The sequence below is a fragment of the Providencia sp. PROV174 genome, from assembly GCF_028480685.1.
Lineage (GTDB): Bacteria > Pseudomonadota > Gammaproteobacteria > Enterobacterales > Enterobacteriaceae > Providencia > Providencia rettgeri.
The window spans coordinates 148,875-173,764 of record NZ_JAMPOT010000014.1; the positions used below are offsets into that span (position 1 = coordinate 148,875).

At 41.2% G+C, this 24,890-nt stretch carries 19 protein-coding genes; 5 read left to right on the top strand and 14 right to left on the bottom strand.

Annotated features, from left to right (window positions below):
• Positions 1 to 25: 25 nt before the first annotated feature.
• Together PSE60_RS13570 and PSE60_RS13575 are read right to left on the bottom strand one after the other, a co-directional pair.
• Entirely contained in the window at positions 26 to 1,480 is a 1,455-nt protein-coding gene (locus tag PSE60_RS13570; RefSeq protein ID WP_272665746.1) for a porin family protein, read from the bottom strand.
• A gap of 79 nt (positions 1,481 to 1,559) precedes the next feature.
• A complete protein-coding gene (locus tag PSE60_RS13575) occupies positions 1,560 to 2,306 on the bottom strand; it encodes a Slam-dependent surface lipoprotein (protein ID WP_272665747.1) in 747 nt (248 codons plus the stop codon).
• A gap of 481 nt (positions 2,307 to 2,787) precedes the next feature.
• Between PSE60_RS13575 and PSE60_RS13580 the strand changes: the two genes are divergently transcribed.
• Positions 2,788 to 3,411 (top strand): NAD(P)H-binding protein, encoded by a 624-nt coding sequence (locus tag PSE60_RS13580; protein WP_272665748.1) that lies wholly within the window; start codon positions 2,788 to 2,790, stop codon positions 3,409 to 3,411.
• Between the two features lie 49 nt (positions 3,412 to 3,460).
• Here PSE60_RS13580 and PSE60_RS13585 read toward each other — a convergent pair whose 3' ends face one another.
• Positions 3,461 to 3,997: a GNAT family N-acetyltransferase gene (locus PSE60_RS13585; RefSeq protein WP_272665749.1), complete on the bottom strand. Its 537-nt coding sequence runs from the start codon at positions 3,995 to 3,997 to the stop codon at positions 3,461 to 3,463.
• 309 nt (positions 3,998 to 4,306) lie between these two features.
• On the opposite strand from PSE60_RS13585, the gene PSE60_RS13590 reads away from it, so the two are divergent.
• Positions 4,307 to 5,221, top strand: coding sequence for an Rpn family recombination-promoting nuclease/putative transposase (locus PSE60_RS13590; protein WP_272665750.1), 915 nt, complete (start codon positions 4,307 to 4,309; stop codon positions 5,219 to 5,221).
• Positions 5,222 to 5,306: 85 nt separating this feature from the next.
• Here PSE60_RS13590 and torD read toward each other — a convergent pair whose 3' ends face one another.
• Genes torD through torC form a run of 3 tightly spaced genes read right to left on the bottom strand, consistent with a single transcriptional unit; the run spans position 5,307 to position 9,635 of the window.
• Positions 5,307 to 5,924 carry a molecular chaperone TorD gene (torD, locus tag PSE60_RS13595; protein ID WP_272665751.1) on the bottom strand — a complete coding sequence of 206 codons (618 nt, stop codon included), beginning with the start codon at positions 5,922 to 5,924 and terminating at the stop codon, positions 5,307 to 5,309.
• Positions 5,921 to 8,467, bottom strand: a complete 2,547-nt coding sequence (gene torA / locus PSE60_RS13600) for a trimethylamine-N-oxide reductase TorA (RefSeq protein WP_272665752.1) — start codon at positions 8,465 to 8,467, stop codon at positions 5,921 to 5,923. The genes torD and torA overlap by 4 nt, the downstream gene beginning before the upstream one ends.
• A complete protein-coding gene (gene torC, locus PSE60_RS13605) occupies positions 8,457 to 9,635 on the bottom strand; it encodes a pentaheme c-type cytochrome TorC (RefSeq protein ID WP_272665753.1) in 1,179 nt (392 codons plus the stop codon). Before torC ends, torA begins: the two co-directional genes overlap by 11 nt.
• 136 nt (positions 9,636 to 9,771) lie before the next feature.
• Between torC and torR the strand changes: the two genes are divergently transcribed.
• On the top strand, positions 9,772 to 10,473 hold the full coding sequence (gene torR, locus PSE60_RS13610) for a two-component system response regulator TorR (RefSeq protein ID WP_272665755.1): 702 nt from the start codon (positions 9,772 to 9,774) through the stop codon (positions 10,471 to 10,473).
• Here the strand turns inward: torR and torT are convergent.
• A complete protein-coding gene (gene torT, locus PSE60_RS13615) occupies positions 10,446 to 11,477 on the bottom strand; it encodes a TMAO reductase system periplasmic protein TorT (protein ID WP_272665757.1) in 1,032 nt (343 codons plus the stop codon). The genes torR and torT overlap by 28 nt on opposite strands.
• 84 nt (positions 11,478 to 11,561) lie before the next feature.
• Between torT and torS the strand changes: the two genes are divergently transcribed.
• The gene (gene torS, locus PSE60_RS13620) at positions 11,562 to 14,315 is read left to right on the top strand and encodes a TMAO reductase system sensor histidine kinase/response regulator TorS (protein WP_272665758.1); all 2,754 of its coding nucleotides are present in this window, start codon (positions 11,562 to 11,564) and stop codon (positions 14,313 to 14,315) included.
• 70 nt (positions 14,316 to 14,385) lie between these two features.
• Here torS and cfa read toward each other — a convergent pair whose 3' ends face one another.
• The 4 genes from cfa to PSE60_RS13640 form a co-directional block, all read right to left on the bottom strand.
• Entirely contained in the window at positions 14,386 to 15,549 is a 1,164-nt protein-coding gene (gene cfa / locus PSE60_RS13625; RefSeq protein WP_272665759.1) for a cyclopropane fatty acyl phospholipid synthase, read from the bottom strand.
• Positions 15,550 to 16,021: 472 nt separating this feature from the next.
• On the bottom strand, positions 16,022 to 17,314 hold the full coding sequence (locus PSE60_RS13630) for a cytosine deaminase (protein WP_272665760.1): 1,293 nt from the start codon (positions 17,312 to 17,314) through the stop codon (positions 16,022 to 16,024).
• Complete coding sequence (codB, locus tag PSE60_RS13635) at positions 17,307 to 18,554, bottom strand: cytosine permease (protein WP_210837790.1); 1,248 nt, start codon at positions 18,552 to 18,554, stop codon at positions 17,307 to 17,309. The genes PSE60_RS13630 and codB overlap by 8 nt, the downstream gene beginning before the upstream one ends.
• 161 nt (positions 18,555 to 18,715) lie before the next feature.
• Positions 18,716 to 19,600: a LysR family transcriptional regulator gene (locus PSE60_RS13640; RefSeq protein WP_272665845.1), complete on the bottom strand. Its 885-nt coding sequence runs from the start codon at positions 19,598 to 19,600 to the stop codon at positions 18,716 to 18,718.
• A gap of 101 nt (positions 19,601 to 19,701) precedes the next feature.
• On the opposite strand from PSE60_RS13640, the gene PSE60_RS13645 reads away from it, so the two are divergent.
• Positions 19,702 to 20,145, top strand: a complete 444-nt coding sequence (locus PSE60_RS13645) for a PACE efflux transporter (protein WP_210837788.1) — start codon at positions 19,702 to 19,704, stop codon at positions 20,143 to 20,145.
• A gap of 70 nt (positions 20,146 to 20,215) precedes the next feature.
• Here the strand turns inward: PSE60_RS13645 and dbpA are convergent, their stop codons facing one another.
• The 3 genes from dbpA to PSE60_RS13660 form a co-directional block, all read right to left on the bottom strand.
• Positions 20,216 to 21,589, bottom strand: a complete 1,374-nt coding sequence (gene dbpA, locus PSE60_RS13650; RefSeq protein ID WP_210837787.1) for an ATP-dependent RNA helicase DbpA — start codon at positions 21,587 to 21,589, stop codon at positions 20,216 to 20,218.
• A 272-nt stretch (positions 21,590 to 21,861) separates the two neighbouring features.
• Positions 21,862 to 23,301 carry a YfcC family protein gene (locus PSE60_RS13655; RefSeq protein WP_004913421.1) on the bottom strand — a complete coding sequence of 480 codons (1,440 nt, stop codon included), beginning with the start codon at positions 23,299 to 23,301 and terminating at the stop codon, positions 21,862 to 21,864.
• 23 nt (positions 23,302 to 23,324) lie between these two features.
• Positions 23,325 to 24,455 carry a M20 family metallopeptidase gene (locus PSE60_RS13660; RefSeq protein ID WP_272665761.1) on the bottom strand — a complete coding sequence of 377 codons (1,131 nt, stop codon included), beginning with the start codon at positions 24,453 to 24,455 and terminating at the stop codon, positions 23,325 to 23,327.
• Positions 24,456 to 24,890: the final 435 nt, after the last annotated feature.

Below are 24,890 nucleotides of genomic sequence, written 5' to 3' on the forward strand. Positions count from 1 at the left end.
TGTGTTTTTCTCTATGCCATAACGCTTAAAAACGGGTTTCTAACCCAATAGAAATTTCGTGCTGGTGGTAGGAGTAAATTCCATCTGCAGAACTGCGGTTATCACGAAAGCGATAACTGGTATAAGGCGTAAATGTGAGCAATGAATAATTTGGAAAACTAAGTCGCGCAAAATACATCGCTTCTTTATCATGGCGTTTTACATTCAACATTTGGTTGAAGGCCTTGAATTGGCTTTCTCGATAAGTTGCAAGTGCCAGTAAATGAATATCGGGTGTTAGCACGTGATAAAAACCGCCTCGGATACCCAATTGGTCATAATCATCGCTACGAACTTCTGTGGTGAGACGAGTCGCATCAGCCCCCAAAAAGAGGGAGGTATCTGGGGTAATACCATAGACACCAGTTAGATGTAGGCTACTTCGATTACCATCGGCACTGTCATACGGTTTTTGGTAATGAAGTTGTTGGTAGTCGGCGGAGGTACTAAGGAGCACACGAGGTGAAAATTGGTAGTCAGCTTCAATTTTGCCCCCTATACCTAAATAACGACGCTTTTCATTGACCGTTTTTAACTCAACTAATGGGCCGAATGCGGCAGTGGTGTTCGCATCATTAAAACGATATAAAGTTGCTAAAGAGGTAGTGTTCTCACTGAATTCAGCATAGTGCGGATAGCGGTCACCATAAGAGGTTCCCTTGATTTGCAGGGAATGGTTGCCCGAGATAGGAATAATTTTGCTCAGACTCGCATCATAGGTGAGCCCCGGTGATGATTTGGGATTAGCCATTTTCCAGGTCCCCCCTGGCGTTTCCCAAACTTTATTTTTATCTGGAACTTGGTTGATATTACTGTTGTATTTATAGCCAAAGGAGAGACTGCCTGTCCAAGCTGTGCGGTTTTCGATAGCACTAATAAATTGTTGAATGGTTTGCTTTACACTAATAGGTAATGCGAGTGTTTCATCGTTAATTAAACTTTGAAATAAAGCCAAAGACTCTTTATTTTGATTATCTTCAAAATAGGTACGTGCAAGTTCTAATTTTATGCGAAGAAACTTTGGTGACAGTACCAATATTTGTTGGTAATGGGCAATTGCTTCTGGGTAATGATTTTGCGCTTTAGCGATTTCTGCTTTTGCAAATAAAATAAGCAATGGATCTGCATCAGCGAGCTGTTGGTAGCGGGGTAATAAGCGCTGTACGTCTTCAAATTGCTTGTGGTTAATTGCCAGATAAATAGCCTGCCCTAGGTCTTGGGCATTATTCTTAAGAGAATAATTTTCCCCATTCAAATTAATTGATAGGTCATCAGGGAGAAGCAATTGGTCTTTATTGGGGACTACAGCACTTTTATCACGATAGTTTTGTTTGTCTTTTTGCCATAACAGCTGTTCTCGGTCAGTGTCCAAGCTGGCTGGAAATGCAAAGGATGTGACCATAAGCATTATGATGGCAGGAGTTAATAACAGGTATCGCATAAGATTAGCTTCGGTAATAAAAGGCAGTGGCCAACTGCCTGTCACGCTTTATGGTTGGCCACCAAGGTTGATTTACGGGTTACTGGGAAATATTCCCACGGCTTCCACCAAAGGCCATATCTTTGCTGTGATCTTCAAATTGAGTGACACCAGCAATATGCTTAGCTTGGTCGCCAAAGAAATGCCCATTTGTTGAGCCGGATTCACCATTAAGGGTGGCCGCTCCGGCGAACGTGGCATTATTTTTAATGGTGGCATCAATATTGGTTGCACCAATATTCCCTGCTAAGGATTTAGTCCCAAAGTTGGCTGTCAGCGTCCCTGCGGTTAGTGCGCCTCCATTATATTGGCTGATTCCTTTAACGGAGTATTCCGCTGTGCCAGCTGTAGGCATATTGGTGGTGACATCCTTGCCAGAATAGTAAGCGGTATGAGTGGTGTCACTAACTTGTCCTGTCGATGACCATTCGCCGAAATAGACTTCTGCATCTGCAATTTTGGCAAAGTTAAAAACGCCCATTTTGTCATGTGAACCAGGTCCATTAGGCATGGAAATAACATGTGCTTCATTTCCTGCTTGTATTGGTGCCATTCGAGTTAAACCTGAGAATGAAATGGTTTTTCCACCATAAACTGATTGCACACCAATACCTGGGTCACCCGCAGCACCACCATGACCGCCACCGGTTCCTTCTGTCGCGCCAACACGAACGGAAGGCTGGTTAGCATCGAAAGGTTGGCTTTGGCCAGAACCGATTGCCGCAGAAGCACCAAAAGCCACTGTGCAGGTTGCGAGTGCTAGAGCGATAATATTTAACTTTTTCATCGAAATACTCCATTTTTATTAAAGATATTAACGATACTATTGATTAAGAAATTATTATTTCGCATATATATGACGATTGGTATTAAACCAAATAATAATATAAATGCAAATGATAATTCTTCGCATTAACATTAAAATAATTATGGGTATCAATGAGATAGTGATATTGCTCTTGTTGTTAGTTGTTGATATTACGATTTATTTTTGTAGTTAATTTGTTGGGTTATCAATTTTAATGGTAATTATTTTTGATAAAAAAGTTAAATTAGTCACATTTTTATGCGTTTGATTGAATGGATTACATAAACAACATTAAAGTTAATGTTGTTTATTGCTTCATCATCGATGGTAGTCAATGGAGGGTTAAATAAAGCAAAATAATAAATGCAAACAATGCGCATTATCATTACTGTTGTGGTAATTTTGTCTTTACAGTACACAGTTAGGTTTATAATCACTCAAAATATAAGGGAATAAAGATATGGCTCCATGGTTAATTTTTGGCGCGGGTGGAAAAGGTGTTGGTCATCAAATTGCTCAGTTAGCAATTGCAGAGAAACGCTCTGTCATCGTTGTTGTACGTAATAAGCAGTCAGCAGAGGCATTGGAGGCGGTAGGTGCGCAAGTTTTCATTGGTGATGCTTGTGATAGTGAAGTGGTTAAGGCTGCTTGTCATGCCGCAGGAGCAACTGCCACGGTTATTTCAACCATGGGGGGGACTCAAGATTATTTAGCTCACCGTACGGTGATTGATTGTGCAGAACATGTTGGGATATCTCGTATGGTGTTAGTCACATCATTAGGTTGTGGGGATTCATGGCCTTATTTGTCAGCCCGGTCACGCGCTGCATTTGGTCAGGCGGTGAGGGAAAAATCCCTTGCGGAGTCATGGCTACAAACTAGCTCATTAGATTATGTGATTGTTCGCTCTGGTGGGTTATTACATGGTGAGCCAACGGGAAAAGCAGTTCTTCAACAAGAGGTTGAAGTTCATGGCTTAGTGATGCGTGCAGATGTTGCTGCGCATGTTTACCAGTTGGCTAAGCAAGGTGAATTGAAAAAACAAATTTATAGCGTGGTACAGCCGGGGTTGGTACCCGCTTAATAAAAACGAGGCTATTTATGTAGCTATCTGTTTTTTATTACAAATAAGGCTACCATTGGTCTCCACTACGAAAGTCACAGTATAGGGGTTGTGAAAAATCAATTAAATTGTTTTTTGACCACCCCATGACGCCACCTTCTTCATCGACAGAGTGGATATAATGGCCTTGATTGAGCTCATACAATGGCCCGTTCCATACCTGCCAGCCGACAGATTGATATATATGGAAGCCCTCATCCGATGCGGAAAGCAGACCCAGCTGGTAACAATCGGTAATAATTTGGTTGGTAGCCACCATAAGTTGTTTGCCGATCCCTTGGCGACGGTAGTTTTCCAGTACCGCCATCGCTTCAACATAACCAACTGTTATTGGCGTATTACCGATTGCCATATGACGTTGAATAATAGCAACGTGGCCTATAATCTGTTGTTGGTCATAGGCCAAGACGTGCATTCCCCCCAAAGCATGTTCAAAATCATCATGGGTAAAATCTTGCTCAAAGCTTTGATATAACATGGAATACAATGCCTCTCTATTCTCTGTTGAAAGTTGAGAGGTGTGTTTGTTTTTATATTCTATTGTCATTTAGCACCATGGAATAATTGTAAAGAGGGCAGAAAGAAAAAATCGTTAAGCTTGTAGGATGAAAGTATATAACATATCAAATTGGCTATGATGGTTTGAATGCGCTAGTGCTAAAAGCTATTTTGGTGTTTTTTAATAAAGCCATCGATATATTTTGTGTATTTCTCAATTATTATTAATATAATATTGACGTTATGAATATCTCTTTGTTCATAAAATTCGATTTTTATCATGTAGTTATATCGAAAAGACAAGCTGGTTTTTTTACTTTATTGTGTGGTCGTTGCTCTTTTCAATAAGGATTATTGAATGAAGAAAAAAACGACATCAACAATACATGATGCGGCTTTTAAAGGATTTATGACAAACATTGAAAATGCGCGAGACTTCTTTGAAATTCATTTACCGGAACATATAAAATCATTATGTGATTTCAATACGTTATCGCTGACAAATTCCTCGTTTATTGATAAACAACTTCGCTCACGGTTATCGGATGTATTGTATTCAGTACAAACCTCTCAAGGGGAAGGGTATATTTATCTTTTAGTTGAACACCAATCAACCCCCGATAAACTTATGGCGTGGCGTTTAATGCATTATGCGTTTTTAGCAATGAATCAGCATATGCAGCAAGGAAATACAACATTACCCATTGTTGTGCCTATATTATTTTACCATGGGGGGCGTTCGCCTTATCCATATACACAACTTTGGACGGCGTGTTTTCCATTACCAGAGATTGCACATGAGTTATACACCCAACCGTTTCCACTCGTAGATATTACGGTTATTGATGATAATGAACTCGTTAACCATCGAAAAATAGCAGTAATGGAATTAGCGATGAAACATAAATATCTTCGAGATGAATTCCAACAAGTACTCCCTCTCTTGGCGAAGGCACTCAATAAACATTACAATAGTGATAACGACATCATAACTATCCTCAATTATTTGTTTATTGCCTTGGACTCCCATAATTTTGAACAAGTTATTCAAGTTCTAGGTGAACAAACAGAAAAGCATAAGGAGACAATCATGAATATTGCTCAACGATTGCAAGATAAAGGACGGCAAGAAGGGTTGCAAGAGGGATTTAAAAAAGGCAAAGAAGAGGCAAATATAGCAACTGCACGGAATCTTTTGGAGCAAGGAATTAGTATTGAGATAATTATGAAAAGCACTGGGTTGAGCCGTGAAAAACTTATTTCTTTACAGTAACTCAGGTTTTATAGCTGAAAGTTAAAAGGGACATTGTTTATCAATATCCCTTTGTTGAATAATATAAAAATTATTTAAATGGCATCTACTGGGTTTGCTCATCCCATTGAACCAGTACGGATAATAATTGGCTTAACGCACCGTAAAAACCGTATTCATCATACCGTTGGCAATTTTGGCTAAATACTGGTAGCCATTGCAGTAAAAGTGACAAGGTTTTTAGGCGCAATTGCCTCACTTTTTCTTGGTCCAAATGGGTTTCATTTAATGAAAAATGTAAGTGACTTAATAGCTCCAAAAAAATTGAAATATGGTCAGAAGGCTCTCTAAACTCCTCACTAGTATCCATTCCAGCCTCGGCTAATAAGTACTTAATTTGTTCATTACCTTGCTCACAGTTTGGATAAACTGAGGCGTAAGGTAAAGCTGATTGCTTATCAGACATTAAGAATAAGCTACAGAAGTCGGCGGCCAATTCGAGTTGAGCATCATTTCGCATTACTAGCGCTTGGGTTTTTGTTTTAACCGCTTGAATTGGCAAAGTTAAAACGGGTTCCTGTTCGATAGTCGTAAACCAATCCATCATTTCGCTAGATTGAAGTTGCGCTAATGTTGCACTATCTAGTTCACGTGAGAACAATTGTGCTAGCCATGCATAAATACATGCTATTTGTTCTGGTGCTAAAGTGATTTTTTTTGTCATTTATTCACCTGTGATGCAGGGACATATTCACACTGAGCAACCATTTCAATTGGCCCATCGAATGCATTCACGTTATCCACTTGTCCTGTATATTTTTCTATCTCTACTAAGGTTGTATGTGCACTGGTGGCTTGCGCTAATTGAGAGGTTCCAATATCTAGCGTCAATACGTTTGGGTTTCCGTATTTGCACAGCGCATTGATTTCTCCGCCCTTAGTCGGGTCATACCAAGCTCCCTCATGGATACGAGCAACACCTTTTGTGTATAGATCAGAAACCACAGCTCCAGCTAACACTTGCCCTCGGTCGTTGAAAACGCGAACGATATCACCATTTTGTATGCCCCTAGCTTTCGCATCTTGAGGACTAATAAAGACCGGTTCTTTTCCACTAACAGAATAATATTGACGTAAGACAGGTGATTCGCACAGTTGTGAATGTAAACGAAAATCGGGGTGCGCAGATTGCAAATGTAGTGGCCATTTTTTTGAACCTGGACCACCATGAGAGCGTTCCGCTTTTTCGAACCACATTGGGTGGCCTTGGCAATCATCATATTGCATGTCGGCAATAGTTTTTGAGTAAATTTCAATTAAACCACTCGGTGTTCCTAACGGTTCTAAGTCGGGATCTTCTCTAAATGCTTGATGACGAACAAACATTTGTGGATGTTCAAATTCCACATAGCCTTCTTTTTCCCAGAACACATCGAAGGAGGGTAAATGAATACCACGGCCTTTCCCCTGCTGGCTGCCTTCTTGCCAAATACGTTTTAGCCAGCCCATTTCGTCCAAACCTTCAGTAAAGGCTTCTTCACGACCAAAACGGCGGCATAGGTCACGTAAAATATCGAAGTCATTGCGTGACTCAAATTGCGGTTCAACCAGTTGTTTCATCGCAATAATCCCACGATTTGAGTGGTTACCGTATTGGTCAAGGTCATTTCGTTCAAATTGCGTGGTTGCTGGTAATACGATATCGGCAAAGCGGCAAGTGGATGTCCATTGATTATCGATAGAAACAACTGTTTCAAGCTTGCGCCAGCCTTCAATAATACGATTAATTTGTTGGTGGCGGTGGAATGGGTTGGTTCCGGCAAATACGCACATTTTTAGTGGTGGTAATTTAACCGCTTTACCATTCCAGTTAATCGTTTTTCCAGGTTCTAAAATCGCATCAATAAAACGAGCAATAGGAATGGTGCTGCTGTAGCCTTTGTAGTCATTGCTATCATGAATAGGTGGCACTTTGGTTGAGCCTGAAAAACCACTCAAAATAATTCCCTGACGGCTTGGAGTTCCTGCTCCATTATAGTGCCAACCGAAGCCAAACCCGCCACCCGGTAAGCCAATTTGACCTAACATTGCAGCTAAAACGACAACCATCCACGACCATTGTTCACCATGTTGCATGCGCTGAACACACCAACCTGCAATGATTTGGGTGCGATCTGCTGCCATTTGGCGGGCTAAAGCTTGGATCGTGTCGGCATCAATACCACAAATTTCAGACGCCCATTGTGCATCTTTCGGTTGCCCATCCGTTTTTCCCATTAAGTAGGGAACAAATTGCTCGAAACCGACACAATATTCTTTTAAGAAGGTTTTATCATGTAAGTCTTCACTGTAAAGCGTGTGGGCGATGGCTAATTGCAGTGGCACATCCGCTTGCGGATTAATCGCAATATGTTGAACATTGGCACGCCCAAGGTAATCATGCGTTGAGGTGACTATCGGGTCTATACTGATGACTTTTATCTCACCATTAGCGGCTTTTTCTTTCAGTTGTTCATAATATTCATAAACGTCATGATCAGGGCACCACCAGTTAGCTTGTTGATTTTTAATCAGGTCAGAGCCCCACAACACAATAGTTTTACTATTTTTGAGGACTAACGGCCAAGAGGTTTGTTGTTCATAAACCTCCATCGACCCCACAACTCGAGGTAAAATCACTTGTGCAGCACCTGTTGAGTAGTCTCCGCCAGTACTGACACTATTGCCATGTAGCGCAATGGCGCGAGCTAACATACCTGAAGCGTTGTGAAGCATCCCTGTCGATTGCCAACCATTTGCAGTGAGTAATCCACTTGGTCCATAGGTTGTTTGAACACGTTCTAATTCTTGATAGAACAAATCAAGGGCTTCATCCCAAGAAACACGTACGAAGCGGTTATCACCTCGTTGTGAGGTATCACTTAAATGGCGTTTACGTAGCCAATCAACACGTACCATTGGATAACGAATACGGGCGGTACCATGAACATGGTCAGGTAACCCCGCAATCATTTTGGATGGAAATTTATCATGTTCAAAGGGCTTGGCTTCGATAAAGCGACCATCAACTACGGTAGCGCGAATTGCGCCCCAGTGCGACCCAGTCAGAATGCCTTCTTGCACTACTGTTGTTTGTTCACCAGCCGTTGCAGCGCTAGCCTTACGTGGTGTTAAGAGGGAAGGGCCTAACATTCCCGCAACTGTGAGCCCGCCAAGCTGGAATAAAAAGCGTCGACGAGAAGCTTGAAAAGTCGAATTATTTTTCATTCTGTACTCCGTTATCACCGTGTGAAGATCCTGCGGTATCAGACGCATTCATTTGTAAGTATTTCAGTAAGGTACGCTCTTCTCGCTTATCTAAGCTGGTAAAGCCAATCATACCGTTTAATGTGCCTATCCAACCGTTAGCATCAAAGTGGGCAATATCTGGAGCCCCATGGCATTGATTACAAGACCCGTTATATAAAGAGTCTGCATAAGCCCATATCGGTTTGATATCATTAACCATATCACCTTGCTGCATCCATGCGGTCGCTTGCAATTTGCTCCATGAAGTATCGGTTGCAGCGACAACGGTACTTTCTAAATTTTTCACATTTTCTTGAACATCACCGCGTATTGAAGCCACGAAAATTCGTTTACCAGGGAATTCGGATAGGACTCGTTGGCGACCATCGGTTTCTGTCCACCCAGTGATTTCAACTTGTAGCCAATCGCCATCACGTTTTAGGACTTTCACCTCTGAGGCAGGAAGTAACGAGCCAGCAGGGTCTTTATCCCCTTTATTTGCATAAATAGGTTTAATATCAAGTGAATACAGAATATCGGAATCACTATTTGCCTTCGCGCGCAACTCATCGAATTGTTTACGAAAACCACTGCTCATATCAGGCAATTGGTGAGCAATCCCTTTGTGGCAGTCAATGCAGGATTGATTCTCTTTCGCAGCGATTTGCATTTGGCGAGCCGCTTCTGGATTTTGCTTGGCGTGGTCCATCGAGTCGTAATCATGGCAAGAGCGGCAAGTGGCTGAATTATTCTCTTTCATACGAGCCCATTCACGTTCTGCAAGTTCGGCGCGTTTGGCTTCAAATTTTTCTGGGGTATCTATCGAATGAGCAATAAATGTTTGATAAATATCATTGCTTGCTTCGAGTTTCCGTTTAATCATGCCTGGAAGGTCGGAGGGAATATGGCAGTCATGGCATTCTGCACGTACTCCAGAGGCATTTTGGAAATGCACGGATTGCTTATATTCTTCGTAAACGGGTTCCATGCTATGGCAACTGACACAAAACTCAGTGGTGCTAGTCACTTTCATCCCAACATGGGGTATAACGATTAACGCAACGCCCACTGCAATCCCGACAACGATTAACGTAAGCATTGACCAACGAGCACTTGGTTTTCGCAACGCTCTCCAGAGTTTCCGCATAATAGCCCCTGTAATTATATGGTTTAATACAGGCGATCTTATTGAGTTAATATGAATAGCGGTACTAGTCAGGATGAACAGCTTACGGCAAGATATGGATAAATATGAACAGATATGAACAGAAGAGAGTATATCAATGACATCACATCATATTGTGGTTGTTGAAGACGAACCCGTTACTCAGGCGCGTTTACAGGCTTACTTTGAGCAAGAAGGATATCGTGTTTCTGTGACGGGGAATGGTGCTGGTTTACGCGAAATTATGGATCAGCAAGCAGTTGACTTGATTCTGTTGGATATTAACTTACCGGATGAAAATGGGTTAATGTTAACGAGGGCGTTACGTGAGCGTTTTACAGTGGGAATTATTTTAGTCACAGGCCGCTGTGACCAAATTGACCGTATTGTGGGTTTAGAAATGGGAGCGGATGATTACGTTACTAAACCTTTGGAACTCAGGGAGCTCGTTGTTCGTGTCAAAAATTTACTTTGGCGAATTGACCTTGCTAAACCTTCACAAACCCAGGTTGTTTCTCAAGATAATTGCTATCAGTTCGCTGGCTATTGCCTAAATGTTTCGATGCATACGCTCGAATTTGAGCATCAAGCAATCAAACTCACTCGTGCTGAATATGAAATGCTAGTGGCTTTTGTGACGAACCCACGGGAGATTCTAACCCGAGAACGTCTTTTACGTATGTTATCTGCTCGTCGAGTTGATCACCCTGATTTACGCACGGTAGATGTACTTATTCGCCGTTTACGCCATAAGATTAATGCTGATTTATTAGTGACGCAGCATGGTGAAGGTTATTTTTTAGCCGCCGATGTATACTGATATACGGGTCTAAATCCTCCTGGAGATAATGAATTACGTAAGTGTTCACTATCTGCATTTTGTTGAGTAAGCACTAAAATTGGCGGGCTTATATTGTTTGGAACTGGCTGCTTTTGTAATACTTTGATGGCTTGTTCAATGACTAGCTCACCTTGCCAAACCATTTGGTCGCTAGCTGCCATAATTATTCGGCCTCTTTTTAAGCCTCGATAGACTTGATGAGATAGGTAAAAAGAAACAATATTCAATGGCTTCGTTAAGTTACGGCCTTCACCCATTGCGGCTTCAGCGGCAATAGCTGTGCCAACGACGACATCAATATCCGGGTTACGCTCTAGCATTTCATGTAATAAATTGCGTTGAACTTCAATGTCGTTATCCCCTTGTGCGACATCCACAATTTGTACATGGCTACCTGCAATAGCCTCTCTGAAGCCTTGTTCCATTTCATGGCTACCGCCAGCATTTAATGGCCCAGGCATAAGTAAAACTTTCAATGGTTTACCTTGGCTCCATTGCACTAAATAACGTCCCGGTTGATAGCCCATTTGAAACCAAGGTACGCCTACACGGGTTTTGACTGTTTTGTCGTGTGTCGCGTTGATGACTTCAATGATGGGGGTATTTCCTACCAGTTGGCTAAGGTTTGGAAAGGCTGTGGTGCTACTGCCCAATAAAATGGCATCTGCTCCCCACTGTTGGCACTGCGTAATTTGCTTTTGCTGGGTTGCTAGCTGGTTATATCCGCCAGCTTCTAATACGTTTAGGTCAACACCATAGCGTTTTGCTGCTTTTTGCATGCCATAATTAATTGATAACCAATAAGAATCTTTTAAGCTAGGATAAAGCGCACACAATTTCCATGTTTTTGTAGCGGTAATAGGATTATGTGGTTGAGAGGTAAAGTGTAGTGTATCACGCCACTGAATGAGTGAACTATTCTGCGCCATTGCTAGGCTCAGTAATGAGTGAAATGTGAACAGTAGTAAAATCAATACACGCATGATAGCCTCACAAATCAGAAACCTTTATCCTAAATGCTTTCTTGCAGTTAACTCAACCATTTTAATTTTTAGGCTAACTAAACCGTGAATTTATCACTAACTAGACGATTGTGGATGGGCTTTGCGCTGATGGCAGCATTGACCTTTATCAGCACCCTTGTGGGGTGGTACAACTTACGTTTTGTTAGCCAAGTTGAACAGGCCAATACCGAGGCACTGATTCCAACCATGAATATGGCAAGGCAACTGAGTGAAGCGAGTGCTTGGGAGCTATTTTCTGCGCAGAATCTCACCAATGCAGATAGCGAAAGTATTTGGTTAGCGCAAGGACGGATGTTAACGGCACAAAGCCTTAAAATCACTAATTTGCTGAAAACATTACGGGAACAAGGCTTCAACACACAAGATATAGAACAACAAGAAAAAGAAATCGCTCAATCATTAAGCCAACAAGGTGAATTAGTTGGCCAGCGGTTAAAACTGCGCACTGAGCAACAACAGTTAAGGCAACATATCATCGCTGCGGCGGGTGATATCGCCCAAAAAGCGCATGGCCAAGCCAATAATGCAGCGACCTCCGCTGGTGCAACGCAGGTGAGTATTTATGACCTAATCGAGCGAAAACAAGGGGAACAAGCTCAACAAGCTCTTGATCAACTTATTGATATTGATCTTGAATATGCTAGCCAAATGAATGAGTTGCGATTAAGTGCTATGCGAGTACAGCAGATGGTACTTAATTTAGGTTCAAATCAACCCAATCGTAATATGGCAGAATTAGAAAATCAACTGAATTCTGCAGTCAAAATCTTACAACGTCGGCAAAAATACATTGAAGATCCCGCCGTGAGAGGCCAAGTAGAAAATGCATTAGATAGTGTTAAGCGCTATACCGAGTTAATTGCGTTGTATCGCCAAGATAACGACATCACAACTCGTTTACAGATTTTATCGCAAAATAATATTGACCAATTTGCACGTTTTAGTAGTGAAGTGGCGCAATTAGTTGACATCATTGAACTTCGTAACCAAACCGCATTGGGGCAACTTAAACAAGCCAGTGAACGGGGGCAAAATTGGTTGCTAGCATTAAGTATTGTCTCATTACTCTCATTGATTTTGATTCTTTGGCGAGTGGTTTACCGCTTAGTAACAAAGCCGCTGGCACAGCAAACCCAAGCGCTTCAACGCTTGCTTGAGGGCGATATTGACTCTGCATTTCCTGAAACCGCAGGAGTGAAAGAGCTAGATACGATTGGCCGTTTAATGGATGCATTTCGTGCGAGTGTACATGCCTTAAATAATCAACGCGAACAGCTAGCGGACCAAGTCAAAGTGAGAACGGCAGAACTGCGTGTGATGGTTGTTGAGCACCGCAAAGCTCGCGCTGAAGCAGAAAAAGCCAATCAGGCGAAATCGGCATTTTTGGCGGCAATGAGCCATGAAATTCGCACACCACTTTATGGAATTTTGGGGACAGCACAACTGTTATTAGAAAATAAAACGCTTAATCAATATCATGATGATTTATATGCAATTACGGATTCAGGTGAATCCTTATTGGCTATTTTGAATGACATTTTAGATTACTCTGCTATTGAAGCTGGGGGACAAAATGTTTCGATCAATGAGGAGCCTTTTGAGCCCAAGCCATTATTGGAAAGTACCTTGTATCTAATGAATGCTAGTAATAAAAACCATGCTATTCAGTTAGTTGCTGATATTGCAGATGATTTACCTACTGCCTTACAAGGGGACCCACTCCGGATCCGGCAAATTATCACCAATTTACTCAGTAATGCATTGCGTTTCACTCAGCAGGGGCAAATTACTTTACGTAGTTGCCGTTATGGTAAATATTGGTTTATTGAAGTGGAAGACACCGGATGTGGCATTGATAACTCGCGATTTACTGATATTTTTAAGCCATTTGTGCAAGTCGATAGCCAGCGGGGTGGAACAGGACTTGGGCTGACAATTAGTGCAAGTTTAGCACAAGCGATGGGCGGTGAATTGACGGTTAGTAGTCAGTTAGGGAGTGGGAGCTGTTTTCGTTTAACACTGCCGCTATGTATCGCCTCGCATCCAGTTAGTAAATCGGCTGATCTGCCATTAGACATGCGAGGTGTACATTTATTACTCATAGAAGACAACCCATTGACTCAGAAAATCAGTGGAGAAATGTTAACCCGAAGTGGGGCACAGGTAAACACCGTTGGTTCTGCGGCCGAAGCATTAGCAGCTCTACAAACTGGGCAACAATTTACAGCGGCGTTAGTGGATTTTGGTTTACCTGATATCGATGGAATCACCTTAGCTAAACAAATAGCGAAAGCCTATCCTACATTGGTTTTGATTGGTTTTAGTGCGCATGTGATTGATGAAACATTGCGCCAACGGACGAGTCAAGTTTTTCGCGGCATCATTCAAAAACCAGTACCAAGAGATAGGTTAAACCAGTTAATCGTTAAATATATTTCAGGCGGTGAGTATCCGTTGTCCGATTCTAGTGTTCAGGAAAAATTTGTAGATTTGCAACAGCTTATTAGTGATGCTGAATTAATGGGGCTCTCAAAAATTCGTGAATGGGTGAGTATTTTTAAACAACATTCTTTACCGTTAATCGGCCAAATTGATATCGCACGAGCAGAAAATAACACAGAACAAATAAAACGCCTTGCTCACCAGTTAAAAAGTAGTTGCGCTAGTTTGGGAATGCAAAGTGCAGTACAAAGCTGTGTATTATTAGAGCAGCAGCCAATGGCGGATACTCAACTGAAAAAGGATATACAGCAAGGCTTACAGGCTATTGAGCAATGGTTGAATAGAGCGCATTGATTTTTCAAATAGCCAGTAAGGTTCATTTAGCTGCTTTTTATCTGTTGAAGACCATGTTCAGGGCTAAGATTTAGCGCGCAACACGCAGGCCACCGCTCACACCTTGTGGGCTCCACAGTATTTGCCATAATTGGATATCTCGAGCTCTAAATGCACCAGCACAAGCATTTAAATAATAAGAAAACATGCGTTTGAAACGAGGTGTATAATTATGTTCGAGCTCAGGCCAAGCGGCTTGAAAGCGGGAATACCATGCCATGAGTGTATGGTCATAATCAGCACCAAAATTATGCCAATCCTCCATGACCAGTTTGCCTTCGCTGGCTTCACCAATATTTTGCACAGAAGGTAGGCAGCCATTTGGAAAAATATATTTATTAGTCCATGGGTCAACATTCACTTTATTTTGATTAGAACCAATGGTGTGAAGTAAAAACAAACCGTTAGCTTTTAGGTTGCGTTGAATAACATCAAAGTAAGTCGCATAATTTTTAGGGCCGACATGCTCAAACATACCGACAGAAACAATACGGTCAAATTGGTCGTTGAGATTCCGATAATCTTCTAATTTAATATCAACATCTAAGCCTGCGCAGCGAGCTTGAGCATATTTTTGTTGTTCAGCGGAAATAGTGACTCCTGTAACAGAAACCCCAAAATTTTTTGCTGAATAAGCAGCGAGCCCACCCCATCCACAGCCGATATCAAGTAATCGCATACCGGGTTTTAATTGCAGTTTTTCGCAGATTAAATTTAATTTTTGTTCTTGCGCGAGAGGAAGGTTTTCAGGAACCGCTTCTAAACCTTTCCAGTAGCCACAAGAATATTGCATATAAGGGTCGAGCATCAGAGAAAATAAGTCATTTCCGAGGTCGTAATGCTCTTCTCCAACAATTCGAGCACGTTTTAGGGTTTGCAAATTGCGTACACGTGCGACAGCAATTTTCAATGTATCACTGAAATTATGAGGTATTTTTTTATCGAGTTTATGGCGTAAGACATATTGGAAAAATATATCTAAACGCTCGCAATCCCACCAACCATCCATATAACTTTCACCTAATCCTATTGAGCCATGTTGTAGCACTCGTTTAAAGAAATGGTGGTTGTGTACCTGGATATCGAAAGGGCGGGAGCCATTAATTTTAATGCCAGCTTCACTCAATAATTCAGTAGCAATGCGTTGCCAAGAGTCGATAGTGGTTTTTTGGTTAACGACTTGTTCAGTACTCATCTGATCTCCAATTTTTATCAAAGTGGGATTCAGAGAACTTTATTTGTGACGTATTCGTGGTACAGCAAAACAGGAATATTGACCACCGCTGCACGACAGTCAGTGTATTAGCGTTATTGTTGCTATAAATAAAGCTCAAATCCAGTTTCAGATAACTCTATAAAAAATATAAAACGTTCACATTGAATTTCAATAGAAATTGCACTTAACACTTAGAAATGGCACTTATAACCAAAAAAAGAGTTCTTATAAGACAATTATTTGCTTATCAAAGCTTTTCAAGCTCTTCAATGAGTATTGGAGTAAGTCTAGTATATAGAAATGACATTTGTGTGAAAAAATACGTTATTTGTTACTTTTTATCTGATTAAGATTGGTTTTTTGGGCTGGTTTTATTGAAATTAATGATGGGGCGTAGGCAAATGGCTCACCTATGATTATGGAGAGCCATTTAAGAATAAAAATTCAATGATTAGATTTTTGGAGAATATCCATAACGGATTGTTTCTGTTTGTTCTAAATGAATTTGTGTTACCGCAGGTTGGGTATTGGCGATCACTTGGCCATCACGAATAGAATAACGCACAGGAACTTGACGACGCACAGCATCGAAGCCATTTTCTGCAGGTAAAATCAATAAGCTAGCTCGGTTTCCTTCACTCACACCATAATCTTGCAAGTTCAATGTACGTGCGCTGTATTCACTAATCAGTTTCAGCCCATCATTGATTTGCTGGTAACCCATTAATTGGCAAACATGTAACCCCATATGCAGTACTTGCAGCATATTGGCGGTACCTAATGGGTACCATGGGTCAAATACATCGTCGTGACCGAAACAGACATTAATATCTGCAGCGAGCATCTCTTTAACACGGGTAATGCCTCGACGTTTAGGATAGGTATCAAAGCGGCCTTGTAAGTGAATGTTCACTAACGGGTTAGCGACAAAGTTAATTCCAGACATTTTTAGCAAGCGGAATAAACGGGAAGTATAAGCGCCATTGTATGAATGCATCGCGGTGGTATGGCTTGCCGTGACGCGAGAACCCATCCCTTGTGCATGCGCTAACGCTGCGACGGTTTCAACAAAACGAGATTGCTCATCATCAATTTCATCACAGTGGACATCAATCAAGCGGTCATACTTTTGTGCTAAAGCGAATGTTTTATGGAGTGATTCCACGCCATACTCACGAGTAAATTCAAAATGTGGAATAGCACCAACGACGTCGGCTCCGAGGCGTAACGCTTCCTCTAACAGGGCTTCGCCATTTGGATAAGACAAAATACCTTCTTGCGGGAAAGCTACAATTTGCACATCAACCCAAGGTGCGATTTCTTGTTTTACCTCTAACATCGCTTTCAGTGCGGTTAATGTCGGATCTGACACATCCACATGAGTACGAACATGTTGAATACCATTGGCAATTTGCCATTTAAGGGTTTGCCACGCTCGGTTTTTAACATCATCGTGGGTGAGCATCGCTTTACGCTCTGCCCAACGTTCGATGCCTTCAAAGAGTGTTCCTGATTGGTTCCAGCTTGGTTGCCCTGCGGTTTGAGTGGTATCCAAGTGAATATGTGGCTCAACGAAGGGAGCCGTAACTAATCCACCTTCACCATCTACGCTGTCTGGTAATACTTCACCTTGAGGTTGTGGAAGAATGGCTTGAATTTTTTGATTGTCGATATCGATACGCCACAGGCCATCACGTTCAGGTAAACGGACATTATGGATATGTTTGATAGTTTGGTTAAGCACGGGTCATCTCCGAATCAGTAGTATGGCGGCGATTTAATAATGGGTTAAGGATAGCGTAACATAATGCACCACCCAGTACGGCATTGACAGGAACAATGCCTGGTAACCAGTTACCTGCGATAACCCCAGCGGCAACGGCGATTAATGCACTGATGTTGACATCACGCATTTTACTGCGGTCAAAGGTTTCATAGCGGTGACGGTACATGAGGTAGTCTGCGATAATAATTCCGCCAATTGGGGGAATCGCCGCGGATAAGAATGTTAGCCAGCCAACAAAATTATTATATAACCACAGCGCACATAGTGTTCCGACCAGTCCATTGACAATGGATAAGGTTTTGCTGGATAACCCGGTGATATTGGCAAACCCTAAACCTGACGCATATAGGGCGTTATCATTAGTTGTCCAAATGTTTAAGCCTAAAACAATAATTGCGGGTAATAATAAACCTTGGGCAATCATCACATCAGAGATGTCTGCCATACCTAATGATGCCGCGCCAGCGGCTCCAAAGATAAACATCAATGAATTACCAAGGAAAAAAGCAATAATGGCGACAAGCACCGCAATCTTAGGTTTTCGTCCGAAACGCACAAAATCAGCGGTTAATGTTCCTGCACTCACAAAAGACCCCACTACCATGGCTAAGGCAAGGTTAAAATCGATAGGTTTCGCGGGAACGACAGCCTGCAATGCACTCATTCCACCCATATCAGTGATAGCAAGGTAGACGGAATAACTGCCGAGTATCGCAATGGCAGGAACTGCAACGATTGACAGTATAGTCAGAGCAGAAATGCCAAAAAAGACCGTAACGGTCATTAAGACCCCTGAAATACCAATCAACCAGTTGATATCCCAACCCGTGGCTTTGCCAACGGGAATGGCAAACATCGCAACACCGACGCCAAACCAGCCGACTTGTGTGCCACCTAATAGGAATGAGGGGAGCCATGAGCCTTTAATACCAAAGGAATAACGAGCAAGAAGGTGAGTAGTTAAGCCTGTTTTAGAACCAATAAAACCAAGAAATGCGGTGTAGACACCAAGAAGAAGATTACCGATAAGAACTGCGAGGAAGAAATCATGAAAATCAAGACCGGTACCGAGAGCGCCTCCGGTCCACATACTGGCGGAAAAGAACGTTAAACCTAGCATCACAAAGGTTAATGCTAGTCCGCCTTTCCGCGCAGATATGGGCACGGGGCCATGGCTATAATTTTTATCGTCAGGCACGATTGTCTCCAGTTATTTTTTTCAGGCCAAAAAAATCCGACGCATTTTATAGCCATCAAAATAAAAAGCAAACGTTTTCGTTGATAATTTAAAAGAATTAATGTGTTCAAAAATAATTTAATTTATGGAATTAAAAATAGGGAAAATAGATAACTGAAGGTCTAAATTACCTTATTTTTCAGCAACTCAATACATTCTTGTGCGCCACGTTTAAGCGCATGACCTTGCAAACATACTGCGTGAATAGGCAGCTTGAAGCCATTTGGGGTATTTTTAAATTCAAGGGGCTTTAGTGAGCCATCGTGCAATTTATCTTTAATAAGTGATAAAGGAAAATTTCCCCATCCCATACCACTCTCGACTAAACCGAGAGCCAAAGAAAAACTGTCTGTTTTCCAATAATTACTAGAAACTAGAATACGGATATCACTCAATTCACGCTGACGACTCGCAATAATTATTTGGCGGCTTTCAACAAGGTCTTCGATATAGAGCGACGTTTTATTTTGCAAAGAGGGATGTTTAGCCGAAATGGTGGCAATAATTGATTCTTCGCCAATGTAATGAAATTGCTCTTGGGAATTAACATTTAAACCACCAAAGACGATTGCGAGATGAATTTGTTGTTCATGTAATAAGGGTAAAAGATCATCTTGAGGCGCGGTAATCAGCTCAATATGCAGTAAAGGGTAACGCTGGCTTAAAATATGTAGAGCGTCAAAGAGTAAATTGGCATTAATACCTGCCGCAATACCAATAGTCAGAGTGCTTTCAACGCCTTGGGTCAATTCAAGAGAAAAAGTATTGAGCTGCGATAAATTAGCCACAATATGTCGTGCATAGGGGGCTAATGACAGTGCTTTTTCAGTGGGTTTAGGCTCTCTAGTGTGCCTATCAAATAGTTCAAATCCCAGTTCAGCTTCTAGATTAGCGACTGCCATACTGACCGCTGATGGCACACGTTTTAATGTCCTAGCTGCCGCAGAAAATGAGCCTTTATCTAACACGGTGAGAAAAATCGTTAGGTTATCGCTATTAAATGGCATCATTGACCTGTCAATAAAATTGATAGAAGCTGACTTTTATTATCATTGAATTATATTTATTTTACCACCTTGTTGATAATGATATTTTTGGAGGTGGGAAAATGCAGGGGATTAAACGTAAAATTATTTTTGTAACGGCTTATGAGGTTATTGGCTGGCTAATTTCAGCTTTAGCATTGGCTTTTCTTTCGGGTAATTCAGCAGAAACAACAGGTCCATTAGCTTTAGTCATAACAACTATTGCAGTGAGCTGGAACTTTATTTTTAATACCGCATTTGAGTATTGGGAATCAAAACAAAAATCACGCATTAGAACCTTTAGGCGCCGGTTCGTACACGCCATATTATTCCAATTAACGTTAGTGATTTTTTTAATTCCTTTAATTGCGTGGTGGTTATCAATTAGTCTTTTACAGGCGTTAATACTCGATTTCGCCTTAATTATTTTTATCCCAATTTATACTTTCTTTTTTAATTGGGCATTTGATAAGATTTTTGGATTGCCTAAATCTGCTTTGCCGCAAGAGAATAACGCCACATCATAAGAAAAGTAATGAAATTATCGTGTTTCCTTGCGTGCTAACGCTGTGCGGAAGGAAACACGAATCACACATATTATTTTAATAACCTAGCCTTAACGGATTTCCCTTTAATTTTCCCTTGCTGTAAATGCTTGCGAGCATGTTCGGCAACCTCGCGTTTGAGCGCCACATAGGCATGGGTCGGGTGGATCACAATCTTGCCAATATCGTCGCCATTGAGGCCAACTTCTCCGGTCAAGGCACCTAAAATGTCGCCGGGACGTATTTTGGCTTTTTTACCGCCATCAAGGCATAAGGTCACCATCGTCGCTTCTAATGGAGTGACTCGTAAACCTGTCGGTTCGGCTTGCCAATTAAGCTTCATGTTTAACATTTCTTCTAGAGCATTGGCTCGTTGAGCTTCTTCTGGTGCACATAAACTAATTGCTAAACCGCTTTCACCGGCACGTGCAGTTCGACCGATGCGGTGAACATGCACTTCAGGATCCCATGATAATTCATAGTTAATTACCATTTCGAGGGCTTTAATATCTAACCCGCGGGATGCGACATCCGTAGCCACTAATACACGGCTACTTCCATTAGCAAAACGCACAAGAGTTTGGTCACGCTCACGCTGTTCCATATCACCATGAAGCACTAGGACACTTTGTTTGCTTGCAGTTAAGGCATCATAAACAGCTTGGCAATCTTTTTTAGTATTACAGAAAACGACACAAGAAGCGGGTTGTTCACGGCTCAAGAGCTTTTGTAATAATGTAATTTTTTCGTGACGAGCAACTTCATAAAATTGCTGCTCAACTGCGGGAAGCTCATCAACGCTATTGATTTCAATGGCTTGTGGATTATTTTGAATTTGCTGGCTAATTCGTGCAATTTCATCTGGCCAAGTAGCTGAAAATAATAATGTTTGCCTATTAATTGGTGCGTAGTCAATGATGGTTTCAATATCTGGCATAAAGCCCATATCGAGCATTCGGTCTGCTTCGTCTAAAACCAATGTTTGCAAGGCATCAAGTTGAACGGTTTCACGATTTAGATGATCAAGTAAGCGCCCCGGTGTAGCAACAATGATATGTGCTGCATGAGCAAGGGAGTCGCGTTGTACGCTAAAAGGGACACCACCGCAGAGCGTTAAAATTTTGATATTAGGAATAGCGCGAGCTAAACGACGCAATTCATTGGCGACTTGATCTGCCAGTTCGCGAGTTGGGCATAAAACTAATGACTGAGTTTTAAATAACTTGGCATCAATATGTTGTAATAAGCCCAGACCAAAAGCAGCAGTTTTGCCGCTGCCAGTTTTAGCTTGTGCTCGAACGTCTTTACCCGCAAGGATCGGAGGAAGAGCGGCAGCTTGGATCTGCGTCATGTTGAGGTAGCCTAACTCTTGCAAGTTAGCGAGTTGTTCCGCAGAAAGCGCATTTAGGTCAGCAAATGAAGTCACAATACAATCTCAAATAGAATAAAAGGCATAATGGCGCTAATAATACTATTCCTACCTTATTCTGTCTGTTTTTAATTCGTTATTAATGTAGAACCTGCCTATCACTGATATAGTTCAAAATTAAATCACCAGGAAGTGATGAAATGGAAAATTTGCAACAGCGGTTGATAACACGAGGCGGGAAAAACACGTTTTTACTTTGTTTTGTATCAACAACCTTTAGCACCACTTAAAAGTGGTGCTAAAAAGATGGGTTATTCAATATTGATGTCTTAGATAGGACCTAAATTTGTCATTACTGCATATATTAGAGCGACAATAGAAATGGCTATCCATGTGAAGACTAATGGCCAAATAAATCTCACCCATTGTGTATAAGGAATTTTTGCCGTTGCAAGCACAGCCATTAAAATTCCAGATGTTGGGTTAATACAGTTAACAACACCTTCTCCAAGTAATACAGTTTGCACTGTCGTTTGGCGAGTGATTTCTAATAAATCGCCCATTGGCGTGAAAATAGGGACGAGCACTGCCGCTTCACCAGAACCTGATGAAATAAAGAAGTGCATAATTGCTGCGGTTGCGAACATGGAAAGGGCGGATAAAGTCTTCGGTAAACCGTCCATCATTGAAATAATGGCATTAACGATGGTATCCAAAATCATCCCATCAGATAATACGATAGCAATGGCACGAGCCATACCAACGATAAACGCGCCGCCTACCATTCCTGCACAACCTTTTAAGAAACCTGTTGCAATGGTATTAGGCGACATACGGTTTAAAATACCCACGCCAACGCCTAAGATAATAAACATTGCCATCATCTCTTTTTCTCCCCAGCCCCACTCAACGGCACCGAAAATAAATCCGATTAAGCAGAATGCGCTATAGGAAAGGGTAATGACATGCAAAGCTGAAATTTTAGAGGTTTGGTGTTCGTCAGTGTTAATTTCAATATCAGGTCGAACCATACCTTTGTTACGGCATTTTTTGGTATAAATCGTTAAAAATAAAATACCTGCGATAACAAATGCAATATAAATTGCCATTCTAAAACCGAGACCGGATAACAACGGGACATCGGCTAAACCTTGAGATAGGCCAACCGTCATTGGTGCCATGATTGAGGCGTTAAAGCCCGAATAAGCGGCGACATAGACTAAAGCGGCACCAAATTTATCGTCCATTCCCACGGATTTAGCAACTAAAAGGCCGATAGGAACAAATGCAATAATTGAGTTAACGACAATTCCAGTTGTTCCTAAAATAGAAAAAACAACAAAGAATATACTGATTAGTAAAAAGTCATTAAGTCTTTTACTGCGCGAGATATTATTGAGTACTTTTTTGATAGCCCCAGTTTCTTCGAGAAGATGTAATGCTCCTCCAGTGAAAATGATCAAAAAGATAATAGGAGCAGCTTTGATTAGACCATCGGCAATTGAGGTGAAAATTTGCCCTGGCAAAATACCGTGTTGTTCAGGTAAGCGCTCATAACTACCGGGAATGGTATAAGAACTAGATACTTTTGTTTCTATACCATCTTTTACCATGGTGATGACTTTTGTTTCTGATGCATATTGCCCCGCAGGAACGATCCACGTCGCAATGCCTGCCAATACTAAGATAAAAAACAAAAGCACATAAGGGTTTAAGCCTTCAGAACGTTTTTTAGGTGGTGTTGTTGTGTTTGTTGACATCGTTGTCATAGAGTTTCCTATTGGATTATTTTTTATTGTGTAATACGTTGTAATATATTGAAAAATAGTTGAGCGCGCTCTGTAAGTGACGGTATTTCTAAATATTCTTTATCACTGTGCTGGTAACCACCAATCGGGCCTAACCCATCGACAGTGGCAGTCCCGACACCCGCAGTAAAAGAGGCATCAGAGCCGCCGCCAGTGGAAACATCGAGTAAATCAATGTTTAGTTGGGCTGCTTCTTCTTTAATGATGTTGATAAGAACGGTGCTTTCATCCGTTTTAGCCATAGGTGGGCGATTAATTCCGCCGGTTAAGGTGAGTTTGATACCGTCTAATACTGGTGTACTACACACTTCCCTGACTTTTTTATCGATTTCAATACCCTGTTCTTCAGACGAGATACGAACATCGATTTCTGCTCTGGCATTCGGTGCGATAGTATTAACGGAGGTTCCGCCAGAAATTAGACCAACGTTAACGGATAGGCCTTTATCATGAGCAGAGAGTGCGTGTAGGCTTTGAATTTTATATGATAGTTCCTGAATTGCACTGATACCTGCTTCAGGTGCGATACCTGAATGTGAGGCTTTCCCTTCAATATTTAACACATAAGTCCCAACACCACGGCGAGCACTCACTATCGCGCCATTAGCACGCGCAGGCTCCATCACAAGTGCGTAGCGTTTTCCTAAGGCACATTGTTCGATGATACCGCGAGATGAAATAGAACCGATTTCTTCATCACAATTGAGGAGAATCTCAATATTTTTGTAGCGAATGTCTTGATTATCATGAAGTTGCTTCATGACTTGATATACCATGACATGACTGCCTTTCATATCAATTACACCAGGGCCATAAGCGCGGTCACCTTCAATGCTAAAAGGACGTTCAGCAACGGTACCTTTAGGAAAAACGGTATCTAAATGCAATAAAATTAATATATCAGCCTTTGTTGATGGGTGATAAATTCGATAATTATTGCCGAGTGATTCATTTTCAATGATTTCGACGTCGAACCCCATTTCGCGATATTTTTCACACCAGACAGCAGCGTGGTTATCTACACCTTCTTTGTCATAAGAACCTGATTCAATATTGACTACTTGTTTAAGTAGCGCAAGCATACTGGCTTCATGCACTGAAAAGTTATTATTCATAATTGTTTCCTTATATTGTCTCTACTACAAAATTAAGTTGTTTTTATTGTGGTAAATTTAATTTTAGGTAATATAAAAACAGAGTTTATATTAAGTTAAATTTATATAATTCAGATTTTCGCTAAATAAAACGTGGCTTTTATTAAGGATAAAAACAAAAGATAAAATTCAAATTTACTAATAACAATTGTGTTTTTTTTTGATTCTCACCGTTTGTATTGTGGAAAACTAATGCCTCAATCTTTTATGCTCAAGCGAGTTATACCACAGTTAAGGATATAACAAATATCGATGCTTGATGCTTGAATCATAGGCATTTTTTGACTGTATCATAATAAATAATTTGTATACAAGATGATTCTTCACTAAAAAATTAAACCTATATAGAGAGTAATTTTACGAAGATATGTAATATGGAATACATTACTGAATTCG

Bases quoted from the DNA above. Each gene is read 5' to 3' on its own strand.
- PSE60_RS13570 (WP_272665746.1), bottom strand. From the start codon at position 1,480: ATGCGATACCTGTTATTAACTCCTGCCATCATAATGCTTATGGTCACA.
- PSE60_RS13575 (WP_272665747.1), bottom strand. From the start codon at position 2,306: ATGAAAAAGTTAAATATTATCGCTCTAGCACTCGCAACCTGCACAGTG.
- PSE60_RS13580 (WP_272665748.1), top strand. From the start codon at position 2,788: ATGGCTCCATGGTTAATTTTTGGCGCGGGTGGAAAAGGTGTTGGTCAT.
- PSE60_RS13585 (WP_272665749.1), bottom strand. From the start codon at position 3,997: ATGACAATAGAATATAAAAACAAACACACCTCTCAACTTTCAACAGAG.
- PSE60_RS13590 (WP_272665750.1), top strand. From the start codon at position 4,307: ATGAAGAAAAAAACGACATCAACAATACATGATGCGGCTTTTAAAGGA.
- torD (WP_272665751.1), bottom strand. From the start codon at position 5,924: ATGACAAAAAAAATCACTTTAGCACCAGAACAAATAGCATGTATTTAT.
- torA (WP_272665752.1), bottom strand. From the start codon at position 8,467: ATGAAAAATAATTCGACTTTTCAAGCTTCTCGTCGACGCTTTTTATTC.
- torC (WP_272665753.1), bottom strand. From the start codon at position 9,635: ATGCGGAAACTCTGGAGAGCGTTGCGAAAACCAAGTGCTCGTTGGTCA.
- torR (WP_272665755.1), top strand. From the start codon at position 9,772: ATGACATCACATCATATTGTGGTTGTTGAAGACGAACCCGTTACTCAG.
- torT (WP_272665757.1), bottom strand. From the start codon at position 11,477: ATGCGTGTATTGATTTTACTACTGTTCACATTTCACTCATTACTGAGC.
- cfa (WP_272665759.1), bottom strand. From the start codon at position 15,549: ATGAGTACTGAACAAGTCGTTAACCAAAAAACCACTATCGACTCTTGG.
- PSE60_RS13640 (WP_272665845.1), bottom strand. From the start codon at position 19,600: ATGCCATTTAATAGCGATAACCTAACGATTTTTCTCACCGTGTTAGAT.
- PSE60_RS13645 (WP_210837788.1), top strand. From the start codon at position 19,702: ATGCAGGGGATTAAACGTAAAATTATTTTTGTAACGGCTTATGAGGTT.
- PSE60_RS13655 (WP_004913421.1), bottom strand. From the start codon at position 23,301: ATGACAACGATGTCAACAAACACAACAACACCACCTAAAAAACGTTCT.
- PSE60_RS13660 (WP_272665761.1), bottom strand. From the start codon at position 24,455: ATGAATAATAACTTTTCAGTGCATGAAGCCAGTATGCTTGCGCTACTT.